The organism is Micromonospora sp. NPDC051006 (genome assembly GCF_044456245.1).
In the GTDB taxonomy this organism is placed as follows: Bacteria; Actinomycetota; Actinomycetes; order Mycobacteriales; family Micromonosporaceae; genus Micromonospora.
This window is the reverse complement of the sequence record NZ_JBITFP010000002.1, coordinates 208,592-220,486: the sequence shown is the minus strand read 5'-3', so window position 1 is coordinate 220,486 and position 11,895 is coordinate 208,592. Positions and strand designations below refer to the sequence as shown.

12 protein-coding genes are annotated in these 11,895 nt (G+C 71.8%); 3 read left to right on the top strand and 9 right to left on the bottom strand.

What is annotated here, in order from left to right:
- Positions 1-460: 460 nt before the first annotated feature.
- From mqnC to paaA, 6 genes are all read right to left on the bottom strand, one after another.
- Positions 461-1,651 carry a cyclic dehypoxanthinyl futalosine synthase gene (gene mqnC / locus ACIBBA_RS04745; RefSeq protein WP_396693793.1) on the bottom strand — a complete coding sequence of 397 codons (1,191 nt, stop codon included), beginning with the start codon at positions 1,649-1,651 and terminating at the stop codon, positions 461-463.
- 172 nt (positions 1,652-1,823) lie between these two features.
- Positions 1,824-2,936 (bottom strand): 1,2-phenylacetyl-CoA epoxidase subunit PaaE, encoded by a 1,113-nt coding sequence (gene paaE, locus ACIBBA_RS04740; protein ID WP_396693791.1) that lies wholly within the window; start codon positions 2,934-2,936, stop codon positions 1,824-1,826.
- Positions 2,933-3,406, bottom strand: a complete 474-nt coding sequence (paaD, locus tag ACIBBA_RS04735) for a 1,2-phenylacetyl-CoA epoxidase subunit PaaD (protein ID WP_396693789.1) — start codon at positions 3,404-3,406, stop codon at positions 2,933-2,935. The genes paaE and paaD overlap by 4 nt, the downstream gene beginning before the upstream one ends.
- 55 nt (positions 3,407-3,461) lie before the next feature.
- Positions 3,462-4,187 (bottom strand): 1,2-phenylacetyl-CoA epoxidase subunit PaaC, encoded by a 726-nt coding sequence (paaC, locus tag ACIBBA_RS04730; protein ID WP_396693787.1) that lies wholly within the window; start codon positions 4,185-4,187, stop codon positions 3,462-3,464.
- Positions 4,184-4,504: a 1,2-phenylacetyl-CoA epoxidase subunit PaaB gene (gene paaB, locus ACIBBA_RS04725; protein ID WP_350868107.1), complete on the bottom strand. Its 321-nt coding sequence runs from the start codon at positions 4,502-4,504 to the stop codon at positions 4,184-4,186. The genes paaC and paaB overlap by 4 nt, the downstream gene beginning before the upstream one ends.
- Positions 4,501-5,568, bottom strand: coding sequence for a 1,2-phenylacetyl-CoA epoxidase subunit PaaA (gene paaA / locus ACIBBA_RS04720; protein WP_396693784.1), 1,068 nt, complete (start codon positions 5,566-5,568; stop codon positions 4,501-4,503). The genes paaB and paaA overlap by 4 nt, the downstream gene beginning before the upstream one ends.
- 368 nt (positions 5,569-5,936) lie before the next feature.
- Between paaA and ACIBBA_RS04715 the strand changes: the two genes are divergently transcribed.
- Together ACIBBA_RS04715 and ACIBBA_RS04710 are read left to right on the top strand one after the other, a co-directional pair.
- The gene (locus ACIBBA_RS04715; protein ID WP_396693782.1) at positions 5,937-6,899 is read left to right on the top strand and encodes a hypothetical protein; all 963 of its coding nucleotides are present in this window, start codon (positions 5,937-5,939) and stop codon (positions 6,897-6,899) included.
- A complete protein-coding gene (locus tag ACIBBA_RS04710) occupies positions 6,899-7,861 on the top strand; it encodes a hypothetical protein (protein ID WP_396693780.1) in 963 nt (320 codons plus the stop codon). The genes ACIBBA_RS04715 and ACIBBA_RS04710 overlap by 1 nt, the downstream gene beginning before the upstream one ends.
- A gap of 54 nt (positions 7,862-7,915) precedes the next feature.
- Here the strand turns inward: ACIBBA_RS04710 and ACIBBA_RS04705 are convergent, their stop codons facing one another.
- The 3 genes from ACIBBA_RS04705 to ACIBBA_RS04695 are packed head-to-tail and all read right to left on the bottom strand — an operon-like array spanning position 7,916 to position 10,827.
- Positions 7,916-8,767: a menaquinone biosynthetic enzyme MqnA/MqnD family protein gene (locus ACIBBA_RS04705; RefSeq protein WP_396693778.1), complete on the bottom strand. Its 852-nt coding sequence runs from the start codon at positions 8,765-8,767 to the stop codon at positions 7,916-7,918.
- A gap of 33 nt (positions 8,768-8,800) precedes the next feature.
- Positions 8,801-10,204 (bottom strand): MFS transporter, encoded by a 1,404-nt coding sequence (locus ACIBBA_RS04700; RefSeq protein ID WP_396693776.1) that lies wholly within the window; start codon positions 10,202-10,204, stop codon positions 8,801-8,803.
- Between the two features lie 41 nt (positions 10,205-10,245).
- Positions 10,246-10,827, bottom strand: a complete 582-nt coding sequence (locus ACIBBA_RS04695; protein ID WP_357047233.1) for a metalloregulator ArsR/SmtB family transcription factor — start codon at positions 10,825-10,827, stop codon at positions 10,246-10,248.
- A gap of 103 nt (positions 10,828-10,930) precedes the next feature.
- On the opposite strand from ACIBBA_RS04695, the gene ACIBBA_RS04690 reads away from it, so the two are divergent.
- Complete coding sequence (locus ACIBBA_RS04690; RefSeq protein WP_396693773.1) at positions 10,931-11,758, top strand: carbon-nitrogen hydrolase family protein; 828 nt, start codon at positions 10,931-10,933, stop codon at positions 11,756-11,758.
- Positions 11,759-11,895: the final 137 nt, after the last annotated feature.

The window sequence follows — 11,895 nt, the reverse complement described above, 5'->3', positions numbered from 1 at the left end:
GTAGGGAAGAAGAGTGGTTGCGGAACCGAGCGGACGCTATCCGAGGTCGATCTCCGACACCAGCGTGGGTGGCGGGTTTTATCCGTCCGGTCCAGAGCGGATAGACAGTACGGGCGGGATGGTCGCCCATCCCGCCCGTACTGCCCTGCGTTATGTGAACGGCCCTCACAGGCCGATGGAGGACCGACTCGGGGCGATGCTCTGCTCGTCGCAGATCACAACCGCTGCCGCCGCGCGACCAGGCCCATCACACCATCGTGACCGGCACGGCCGCGCCGATTCGACTCGGTATGCCGGCGCACGTTAGCGGTCGCCGATCACCTCTGCCACCCCCGCGGCGACTGTCTCGCCACCCCATACAGAACCGTGACCTGGAGCAGTCCGGATTGATGGTTGTTGTGAGGAAACGAGACGGGCAGCGCGGCGGTGCCGAGCCAAGCCGGCAGCGGGTCGGGAACGCTCAGCGGGCGTCGACCAGCGGCAGCGACTTCCCGGCGCCACCGCCGGGCATGGCGATCGAGGAGAAGTGCGAGACGACGCGCTCGTCGGTCGGGTCGTCGGCCGGCGTGTGGTGCACGGCGAGCCGGCGGTAGAGGGTGTCGCGCTGGGCCGGGATCCGGCCGGCCGAGCGGATCATCCCGATCAGCTCGTGCAGGTTGGACCGGTGCCGGGCGCCGGCGGAGGAGATGACGTTCTCCTCCAGCATGATCGAGCCGAGGTCGTCCACGCCCATGTGCAGCGCGAGCTGGCCGACGTCCTTGCCGGTGGTGAGCCAGGACGCCTGCAGGTGCGGCACGGTCTCGAAGAAGAGCCGGGCCACCGCGACCAGCCGCAGATATTCCAGCGTGGTCGCCTGGGTGCGTCCTTTGAGGTGGTTGTTCTCCGGCTGGTAGGTCCAGGGGATGAAGGACCGGAAGCCGCCGGTGCGGTCCTGCACGTCGCGGATCATCCGCAGGTGCTCGATCCGCTCGGCGTTGGTCTCGCCGGTGCCCATCATCATCGTCGCGGTCGACTCGAGGCCCTGCCGGTGCGCCAACTCCATCACCTCGAGCCAGCGTTCGCCGGACTCCTTCAGCGGGGCGATCGCCTTCCGCGGCCGCTCGGGCAGCATCTCGGCGCCGGCACCGGCGATCGAGTCCAGCCCGGCCGCCTTGATCCGGGCGATCGCCTCGTCGAGGCTGACGCCGGAGACCTTGGCCATGTGCAGGATCTCGCTCGGCCCGATCGAGTGGATGACCAGCTGGGGGTAGGCCTGCTTGACCGCGGAGAAGAGCTCCTCGTAGTACTCCACGCCGTAGTCCGGGTGGTGCCCGCCCTGGAGCATCACCTGGGTGGCCCCCAGCTCGACCGCCTCGCCGCAGCGGCGCAGGATCTCCTCGGTCGGGTGGGTCCAGCCCTCCTTGTGCTTCGGCGCCCGGTAGAAGGCGCAGAACTTGCACGCCGTCACGCACACGTTGGTGTAGTTGATGTTGCGGTCGATCAGGTAGGTGACGATGTTGTCCGGGTAGCGCCGCCGGCGTACCGCGTCGGCCGCCTCGCCCAGGGCGTGGAAGGGCGCCTCGGTGTAGAGCAGCAGGGCCTCCTCGGGCGTGATCCGCCCGCCGTCCGCGCCGCGCTGCAGGATGTCGTCGATCTCCCGGCTCACCGTCACGCCCCCGAGCCTACGTCGCCCCGCCGACCCCGCCACACGCCACTCCATCCCCCGGTGACCCACACCCCAAAGCCCCTCCCCCGTCGATCATGCAGTTGTGGTGCCTCACGTAAGCCGCGAAGCGGGCGCGATCGGGCACCACGACTGCATGATCGCCAGGGGAGGCGGGGGGTCAGGCGTCGTAGTCGACGGTCAGGCGGTCGGTGAGCGGGCTGGACTGACAGGTCAGGACGTAGCCGGCGGCCACCTCGTCGGGCTCCAGGGCGTAGTTGCGGGCCATGGTGACCTCGCCGTCGACGACCTTCGCGCGGCAGGTCGAGCAGACGCCGCCCTTGCAGGCGTACGGCAGCTCACCGCGGACCTTGAGCGCCGCGTCCAGCACCCGCTCGTCGCGGCGCATGGTGAAACTCGACGACCGACCGTCCAGGGTGATGGTCACCTCGGCGCCGGCGCCGGGCTCGTCACCGGGGCGGCGCGGCGGCTCCGGCGGGGCATCGACGTGGAACAGCTCGGTGTGCACCGCCGAGTCGGGCACCCCGCGCCCGGCCAGCACCTCCCGGACGTCGAGCACCATGCCGTACGGGCCACAGAGGAACCACTCCTCGATCCGCTCCCCGGGCACGATGGTCTCCAGCAACCGGCCCAGCCGGTCGGCGTCGATCCGCCCCGAGAGCAGTGGCGACTCGCCCTGCTCCCGGGAGAGCACGTGCACCAGCTGCAGCCGGGTCGGGTAGCGGTCCTTCAGGTCGGCCAGCTCCTCGGCGAACATCACCGTGTTCGCCGTCCGGTTGCCGTACACCAGGGTGAAGGTGCTGGCCGGCTCGACGGCGAGCGCGGTCGCGACCAGCGCGAGCACCGGCGTGATGCCGGAGCCGGCGACCACCGCGCCGTAGTGGCGGACCCGGGCCGGGTCGAACGCCGTGCTGAAGTTGCCGAGCGGGGGCAGCACCTCGACGGTGTCCCCGCCGCGCAGCGCGCCGCAGGCGAACGTCGAGAAGGCGCCACCCGGCACCTCGCGCACCCCGATCCGCAGCCGGCCGTGCCGGGCCAGCTCGTCCGGAGTGGAGCAGATGGAGTACGAGCGGCGCACGTCCGCGCCGTCGTCGAGGGCGGGGCGCCGGACGGTGAGGTGCTGGCCGGCGCGGAACGCGAACGTCTCCCGCAGCTCCGCGGGCACCGCGAAGGTGACCGCCACGGCGTCGTCGGTGAGCCGGTCGACGGCGGAGACCGGCAGCGGGTGGAAGACCGGCCGGCGGCGGACCGGCCGGGTGATGGTGACTGTCACAGCGCCTTCAGGTGGTCGAAGGGTTCGGAGCAGGAGCGGCACCGCCAGAGCGCCTTGCACGCGGTGGAGCCGAACCGGCTGAGCTGCTCGGTCTCCGGCGATCCGCAGCGCGGGCAGCGCACGGCGAGGGTCAGCGGCACGACGCCGCCGGCACGGACCGGCCCGGGCGGGGCGATCCCGGCGGCGGCCAGCTTGGCCCGGCCGGATTCGGTGATCCAGTCGGTGCTCCAGGCCGGGCGGTGGACCGTCCGGACCTCGGCGTCGGGGTGACCGGCCGCGGCCAGCGCCCGGCGGATGTCGGCGCGGATCACGTCCATCGCCGGGCAGCCGGTGTAGGTGGGGGTGATGGTGACGACCACCCGGCCGGTCGCCGGATCCGCGTCGACCGCCCGCAGGATGCCCAGCTCGTCGATGGTGAGCACCCGGATCTCCGGATCCACCACCGACGCCGCGGCCTCCCTCGGGTTCACCGGTGCCGCCTTCCGTCCGCGACTGTGGGGCTCCGCTTCGCCGCGCTCCTCGCGGTCACCATTTCGCCCCCGGGTGGGCGCGGTGCAGCACCTGCATCTCGGCGAGCAGGTACGACAGCTCCTCGGTGTGCACGCCCTGCCGCCCGCCGGCCGGCGCCCAGCGGGTCTCCGGTCGGGTGAGCGTGGCCTCGGCCAGCACGGCGGCCACGGTGGCGTCGAAGTCCGCCCGGAGCGTGGCCGGGTCGACCGGTGCCGCCGGGTCGGGTGCGAAGAGCTCCCCGACGTACGGCCAGACCTGGTCGACCGCCGCCTGCATCCGGCGGTGCGACTCCTCGGTGCCGTCACCGAGACGCCGCACCCAGAGCGAGGCGTGGTCCAGGTGGTACGCCGACTCCTTGCGCGCCTTGGCCCCGATCGCGGCCAGCCGCTCGTCGGCGCAGCCGGCCAGCGCGGTGTAGAGCGGCAGCTGGTAGGCCGCGAGGAAGAGCAGCTTCGCCATGGTCACCGCGAAGTCGCCGTTGGGCAGCTCGACCAGGAGGCAGTTGAGGAACTCCCGGTCGTCGCGCAGGTACGCCAGCGCGTCCTCGTCCCGGCCGGCGCCCTCCAGCTCGCCCGCGTACGTCAGCAGCAAGCGGGCCGCGCCGAGCTGGTCGAGGGCGATGTTGGCCAGCGCGACGTCCTCCTCCATCTCCGGCGCACGGGTGGTCCACTCGGCCAGCTGCTGCGCGGCGATCAACGCGTCGTCGCCGAGCGCGAGCGTGAAGTGGAAGGGGCCGTTCACAGGTGGGCCACCCCGTCCGGCACGTCGTAGAAGGTGGGGTGGCGGTAGACCTTGTCCGCCGCCGGATCGAAGAAGGCGTCCTTCTCGTCCGGGCTGGACGCGGTGATCGCGCCCGCCGGCACCACCCAGATCGACACGCCCTCCTGCCGCCGGGTGTAGAGGTCCCGCGCGTTGCGCAGGGCCAGCTCGGCGTCCGGCGCGTGCAGGCTGCCCACGTGGGTGTGCGACAGCCCGCGCCGGGCCCGGACGAAGACCTCCCAAAGAGGCGAATGACCGGTCACGCTGGGCTGGTCGGTTCGCTCGCTGCGCTCGCTCACGCGGCCACCGTCTCCTTCTCCTCGGCCCGCTTGGCCGCGTACGCCGCGGCCGCCTCGCGCACCCAGGCGCCGTCGGCGTGGGCCTGCCGCCGGTGCGCGATCCGCTGCCGGTTGCAGGGCCCGTCGCCCTTGATCACCCGCATCAGCTCGTCGTAGTCCGGCTGGGTGTAGTCGTGCGACTGCCGCTCCTCGTTCCAGCGCAGCGCCTCGTCGGGGATGCGCAGCCCGAGGATCTCGGCCTGCTGCACGCACATGTCGACGAAGCGCTGACGCAGCTCGTCGTTGGAGAAGCGCTTGATCTTCCAGGCCATCGACTGCTCGGAGTGCGTCGAGTCGCCGTCGGGCGGGCCGAACATCGCCAGCGACGGATACCACCAGCGGTCCACCGCGTCCTGGGCCATCGCCTTCTGCGCCGGGGTGCCGTGCGCCAGCGTGTGCAGGATCTCGTAGCCCTGCCGCTGGTGGAACGACTCTTCCTTGCAGACCCGGATCATCGCCCGGGCGTAGGGGCCGTATGAGCAGCGGCAGAGGGGCACCTGGTTGACGATCGCGGCACCGTCCACCAGCCAACCGATCGCGCCGACGTCGGCCCAGGTGAGGGTCGGGTAGTTGAAGATCGAGCTGTACTTCTGGCGGCCGTCGAGCAGCAGCTGGACGAGCTCGTCCCGACTGATGCCGAGGGTCTCGGCGGCGGCGTAGAGGTAGAGGCCGTGCCCTGCCTCGTCCTGGACCTTGGCGAGCAGGATCGCCTTGCGCTTGAGCGACGGCGCCCGGCTGATCCAGTTGCCTTCCGGCTGCATGCCGATGATCTCGGAGTGGGCGTGCTGGGCGATCTGCCGGATCAGCGTCCTGCGGTACGCCTCCGGCATCCAGTCGCGTGGCTCGATCTTCTGATCCGCCGACACGACCTCGGCGAAGTACGTCGCCAGGTCCTCGTCCGGCGCGGGTCCGCCGCGTCGCTGCCGCGCCGCCGCCTCGCGCAGCGCAACTTCCGCCGCCTCGACCTCGCCGAGCAGGCCGCCGCCGGGTGCGTCCTCCGGGGCGCCGAAGTCGTTGCCATACATGGGGACAAGTGTTACAGCTCGCGACTCAATAAACCAGAGGGTGTAACAGGAATCCGAAGCTACCTTCCGTCACGGAACCACCGCTTCCAGTGGCCGGAATCTCCCGATCGGTCCTATGACTTGGCTCACGAGGTAAAGATGAATCCCCACAGAGGCCGCATTGCGGGCCGATCTCCCGCCTTCATGGCAAGTTGCCAGGTGGCGGATCCTGGCGCACACCGGATCGGGACGTAGACTTTCCCGGTCACACCGATCGGCTCCTGACGATCGCCATCACCACACGGGCCGCAACCCCCGGCCCCGGCGATCGGCCGGTCGTCCTGGCAACAGCCGGCCCCCCGGCCCTGACATCTGGAGCTCCCCCACTCATGCGTTCCCGCGTGACCATGGTGCTTGCCGTCGTGGCGGTGCTGCTCGGTGGCGTCCTGATCGTTCCCGCCGCGTACGCCCGGCTCGCCGGTGACGACGCCACCGCCAGCGGTGGTGGCGGTGGCGGCGGCAGCGTCGCCGCGCCCGCGCCGACCCCGCCGCCGCCCCCGACGCTGGCCGCCGGTCCGGTCTCGGTGAACTTCAAGGGCGAGTTCTTCTCCTGGGCCCTGATGGACCGGGCGACCGGGAAGATCTCCGGTTCGAAGAACATGGCCTCGACCAGCTCGACCGAGTCGATGATCAAGTCCTGGTTCGCCGCCGACTACCTGAAGCGACTCGGCGACAAGGAGCTGTCGGCCAGCTGGAAGAAAGCCATCACCACGGCGATCCGGGACAGCAACGACGACGCCGCCAACCAGCTCTACAAGGCGAACGGCGGCGCCGCGACCATCAAGCGGATGACCAGCACCTGCAAGCTGACCGACACCAAGCCGGGCAAGGTGCCCGGTTACATCGGCTGGTGGAGCTTCACCGAGATGTCCCCGCGCGACGCGGTACGCCTCGGCGACTGCATCGCCGATGGCACCGCCGCCGGGCAGAAGTGGACCAAGTTCCTGCTCGACGAGATGTCCAAGGTGCGGGGCAGCGCGGCGGCCAAGGACCAGAAGGCGAAGTCCGGCGGCGGCAAGTGGGGGATCATCGACGGCCTGCCGGCGTCGATCAAGGCGCAGGGGCCGGTCAGCATCAAGAACGGCTGGACCCCGCTCATGTACGACGGCAACTGGCACGTCAACTGCCTCGCCGTCACCGGAAAGTGGAGCCTCGCGGTGATGCTGCGCTACCCGCAGAAGAACGGCCTCGCCTACGGGGCGAAGGCCTGCGCGAGCGTGGCCACCCAACTGGTGACCCCGCAGCCCGGCGCGGCGCTCAAGGTGCCGCAGCAGCCGCTCGGGAAGCTCTGATGGCCGGCGAGCGGCGCAGCCGCGACCGGCAGGGCGCCGAGGGGCGGGGTGGCGAGGCCTCCCCGCTGCGGTTGATCGCGATCGCGGTGATCCTGATCGGACTCGTGCTCGTGTCGCTGCGCCTGCTGCCCGGCTCGCCGTTCGAGTCCCAGGCCGCCTCGCGATGGGGCGAGGCCGGCGCACCGGCCGAGCGCTCCACCGGAACGCCCGGCGACCGCCGCACCCGGCCGTCGCCGAGCCCCAGCCCGTCGCTGGCACCGCTGCCGTTCGTGGCCAAGGATCTCGACCTGGACATCGAGGGCTGGTACTCCTGGAGCGTGCTGGACCGGCGCACCGGGAAGATCATCGGTTCGAAGAACATGGACGAGACCAGCACCACCGCCTCGCTGATCAAGGCCTGGATCGTCGCGGACTACCTGCGCCGGGCCGACGAGAACGGCCAGACCCCGAGCGACGCCAAGCTCGCCGACGCCACCCGGATCATCCGCGACAGCGACAACACCCGGGCCGAGCAGTTCTACAACAGCGTTGGCCGGGCCCCGTCGATCAAGCGGCTGATCTCGATGTGCAAGCTCACGGACAGCAGCGTCGCGCCCGACGGCGGCTGGAGCCGTACCGCTCTGTCGCCCCGGGACACCGCCCGAATGGGCAACTGCATCGCCGACGGCACCGCAGCCGGCCCGGAGTGGACGAAGTGGCTGCTCAACGAGATGCGGCTGGTCCGCGGCGCCGGTGACTTCGGCATTCGCAAGGCGTTTCCGGCGGCGCAGCAGAAGAAGATCGCCATCAAGAACGGGTGGATCGACCGGACCAGGGAGCAGGAGATGCACATCAACTGCCTGGCCATCGGCGACACCTGGACGATGGGCGTGATGGTCCAGTACCCGATCAACATGGGCTACGACTACGGCATGAAGAACTGCGAGAAGATCACCGAAGCCCTGCTGCGCCCCGGCGTCTGACCCGCCGGCCGGGGCGACTCGCCGGGCCGTTCAGCCGGCGAAAAATCCGGCCGGTCAGCCGGCGAAGAACTCGGGCCCGTCGGCCGGCAGGGCGGGGGCCTCGCCGAGGGCGGCGGCCCGTCGGGCGAACTCCCGCAGCCCGGCCACCTGGCGCTCGCCCAACGAGAAGTCCAGCGTACGGAAGTACGTGGCCAGAGTCTCCGCGTCGAACGGCTCCCAACGGGCGCCCGCCTCGGCCACCTGGTCGAGCTCGGCCAGGCTGAGGTCGCGCGAGCGCAGGAACGCCTCGTGCACCTCCTTGACCACGCCCGGGTGGGCAGCGGCGAAGTCGCGACGAACCGCCCACACGGCGAAGACCATCGGCAGCCCGGTCCAGTCCCGCCAGGCCTGCCCCAGGTCGGTGACCTCGAGGCCCTGGCGCGGCGCCTCGTGGAGGGCGCGAAGCGCCACGTCACCGATGAGCACCGCGGCGTCCGCCTCCAGCAACATCTGGGTCAGGTCCGGCGGGCACCGGAAGTAGTCCGGCCGGACCCCGTACCGCTCGGCGAGGTACATCTGCGCCAGCAGCACGCCGGTGCGGGAGGTCGAGCCGAGCGCTACCCGCGACCCGTCCAGCTCGCTCAGCGGCCGGGTGGAGACGATGTTGACCGAGAGCACCGGGCCGTCGCTGCCCACCGCGAGGTCGGGCAGCAGCAGCAACTCGTCGGCGTGCCGCAGGTACTCCAGCTGCGTGATCGGGCCGATGTCCAGGTCACCGCCGACCAGCGCCGAGTTCAGCTGGTCCGGGGTGTCCTTGTGGAGGTCGACGTCGAGCAGGGCGCCGGAGCGCATCAGCCCCCAGTAGATCGGCAGGCAGTTCAGGAACTGGATGTGTCCGACCCGGGGACGGGCGATGCGCTCAGCCATGCCCTGACCGTAGCCCCGCCCACCGGCACCCGCTCAGCGGCCCGGTGCCGGAGTGGCCAACCCCGCATCCGGCGCCGACAGCCCCGACCGCTCCCCCTGCTCGGACCGGTCCGGCCCCGCAAGCTCGGGCCGCACCACACCCTCGGCGCGATCGGCCGGGCCGGACCGCTCGGCGTGCTCGGCCGGGCCGGACCGCTCGGCGTGCTCGGCCGGGCCGGACCGCTCGGCGCGGGCCGCGCGGTTGACGGGTATCACCAGCAGGGCGACCGCGACCAGCCCGGCGACTCCGGCGACGGCGACCAGCGGCCGCGGCGCGAAGAACTCCAGCAGCAGACCACCGGCGAGGTAGCCGACCATGGCCGCGCCCTGGACCGCGCCACCGTAGATCGCGAAGGCGCGACCGCGAGCCGCCTCGGGGACCCGCCGGGCCATCAACACGTTGCCGAAGACGTTGTTACCGCCGTTCCAGACGCCGCCGATCAGCCAGATCGGCACCAGCAGCAGGGCCGACGGCACGGCCGCCGAGACCAGCACCATCAGGCAGCATCCGCCGAGCAGGGCAAGGGTCGCCCGGGTCAGCGCGGCGTCCTGCGGGAACCGCCTGACCACCCGGGCGAAGATCCATGCTCCGGCCAGCATGCCCAGCGTCCAGGCGCCGGTGACCAGCCCGTACATGGTGGTGGTGCTGTGCAGCGTCTCCCGGATGAAGAAGACCTCCACCACGTTGATCGCCCCGACCGCGCCGACCACTCCGGCCACGCTCACCACCATCGCCAGCAGCAGCGGGTCGCTGCGCAGTCGCCAGCCGGCCGGAGTGCGACCGTCGGCGGTGGTCCCGGTCGCCGCCGGCTGCGCCCGCCGCCGGCCGCCCCGTCGGGTGCGGATGAGCAGCCCCGCCGCCACCAGGGCGAGGTAGCTGACCGCGTCGACGAGCAGCGGGACGCGCGTGCCGAAGCCGCCCACCAGCAGCCCGGCCAGCGCCGGGCCGGCCAGCGCACCGAGGGTGCCGGCCGACTGGTGCAGGGCGCTGGCCCTAGGCAGGTCCGCCGGCCTGACCATCGCCGGGACCAGGGCGGCGAGCACCGGCTGGGTCACGGCCAGGCCGACGGCGAGCAGGCCGACCAGGACGATGACCAGCGGCGGGCTGTCGGTGTACGCCAGCGCGAGGCAGATGCCGGCCTGGGCCACGCCGGCGACGACCAGCAGGGTGCGGCTGTCCACCCGGTCGGCGAGCCGCCCGGTCAGCGGGGCCAGCGCGACCAGCGGCAGGGTCGCGGCGAGCAGCAGCCCCGAGACCGCGAGACCGCCGGCGCCCGCGGTCTGCAACGCCAGGGTCAGCGCGGCGGCCGCGAGGAAGTCCCCGCAGCTGGAGAGGCCCCGGGCGGCGGTGACCAGCCAGACGTCCGACCAGCGCGACGAGACAGGTGTGAAGGACATATTTCGAAAATAATCCTTCACACCTGTGGTGGCAAGCCCGCTCACTCCATCGGCAGCGCCTTGTACTGGATCGAGACGGTCCGCGCGTCGGCCGGCGGATCCACCCGGGTCCGCTTGCGGTACGGCTCCAACAGCCGGAACACCGCCTCGTTCACCTCCTTCAACTCGGCCGCCGTGAGCAGCAGTTGACTGTCGGAGAGCCGGGCGACGTCGTACCACTCGGCCGGCTCGTCCGGCGCCCGCCGCAACCAGTCCCGGCTGCGCTCCAGGTCCCGGGCGAACCACGCCTCGATCAACGCGCGCTCGGCCGCCCGGGTCTCCGGCTCGGCGCCTCTCCCGGCGTCGACCGTCCAGCCGGCGCTGACCGTGCGCCAGATCCGCTCGCGCGCGTCGCCCCGGCTCGGCGCCGGCTCGACGAGGCCGGCCTTCGCCAGCTCGCGAAGGTGGTAGCTGGTGGCACTCGGTGACTGGCCGACGATCTCGGCGCACTCGGTGGCCGTCGCGCCGCCCGGCAGCGAGCTCAGATGGTCCATGATCGCGAGTCGGGCCGGATGGGCCAGCGCGCGCATCACCTGCGGATCGCTGATCGTCACCCGACGCTGCTCAGGGCTCGGCTCGGTCATTCCCCCATGATCCCGGGCCACCCGGGCACCCGCCATCACCCCCGGCCGTGAAGGGTGGCGCGGCACTAGGCTGGCCGGGCTCAACGGCGAGGGGGAGGCGGGCATGAAGACATCCGTGACGATCGGCCAGGTCCCCACCGGCTGGGACATCGACACCAACCTCGCCTCGATCGAGACGGTGGTGAGCCACAGCCAGCCCGACGACGTCGTGCTGCTGCCCGAGGGCGCCCTCTCCGGGTACGCGCCGGACCTCTCCCCGCTCGACACGCTCGATCCCCGGCAACTCGCCGAGGCGATCGAGACGGTCGCCGAGCTGGCCCGGCTCCGGGGTGTCCACCTCTTCTGCGGATCACTGGTGCTCGAGGACGGCGCCTGGTGGAACGCGGCCCTGCACTTCACCCCGTCCGGCGACCGGTGGAGCTACCGGAAGATCAACCTGGCGGTGAACGAGCGGCCCGTGCTGCGGGCCGGTGCCGAACTGCCCACCCGCCGCGTGCCTCAGCCCTGGGGCGACCTCGTGGTGGGCGTGCAGCTGTGCCGGGAGATCCGCTACCCCGAGCAGTGGCAGCACCTGGCCCGCTCGGGCGCCGCCGCCTTCGTCTTCCTGACCAACGCCGCGAGCCCCGAGGCCGTCCCGGGTCTCTGGCGCAGCCATCTGATCAGCCGGGCCGCCGAGAACCAGCGGTTCGTCTTCGCGGTGAACCTCGCCGACCCGCGGCAGCACTGCCCGAGCATGGTTGTCTCACCCCGCGGCGAGGTGCTCGCCGAGCTACCGTCCGGCGAGACCGGCACGCTCCGGGTCACCGTCGACCTGGCCGAGGTCACCGACTGGAACCTCGACCAGCAACGCCGCGACGTCCTCGACCTGCGGTACCACCCGGCGGCCCGACGGCCGGCCGACGGATCGTCGGTTGCCCGGCCCACGGCGTGACCCGCGCCGGCCGGCACCGAAATTCGGTTGCCCGGCGAACGCACGGGAGTAGGCTTTTCGTTTCCGCCTGACGGCCGCGGTGAGTATGCACCGCAGCGGACGTCCCCGCGCCGGCCCACGAGCCGGAAACGCGAGCG

What these genes read in the sequence shown, in the direction of transcription:
- paaA (WP_396693784.1), bottom strand. Translation starts at nt 5,568, where the DNA reads ATGTATGGCAACGACTTCGGCGCCCCGGAGGACGCACCCGGCGGCGGC.
- ACIBBA_RS04715 (WP_396693782.1), top strand. Translation starts at nt 5,937, where the DNA reads ATGCGTTCCCGCGTGACCATGGTGCTTGCCGTCGTGGCGGTGCTGCTC.
- ACIBBA_RS04710 (WP_396693780.1), top strand. Translation starts at nt 6,899, where the DNA reads ATGGCCGGCGAGCGGCGCAGCCGCGACCGGCAGGGCGCCGAGGGGCGG.
- ACIBBA_RS04705 (WP_396693778.1), bottom strand. Translation starts at nt 8,767, where the DNA reads ATGGCTGAGCGCATCGCCCGTCCCCGGGTCGGACACATCCAGTTCCTG.
- ACIBBA_RS04700 (WP_396693776.1), bottom strand. Translation starts at nt 10,204, where the DNA reads ATGTCCTTCACACCTGTCTCGTCGCGCTGGTCGGACGTCTGGCTGGTC.
- ACIBBA_RS04695 (WP_357047233.1), bottom strand. Translation starts at nt 10,827, where the DNA reads ATGACCGAGCCGAGCCCTGAGCAGCGTCGGGTGACGATCAGCGATCCG.
- ACIBBA_RS04690 (WP_396693773.1), top strand. Translation starts at nt 10,931, where the DNA reads ATGAAGACATCCGTGACGATCGGCCAGGTCCCCACCGGCTGGGACATC.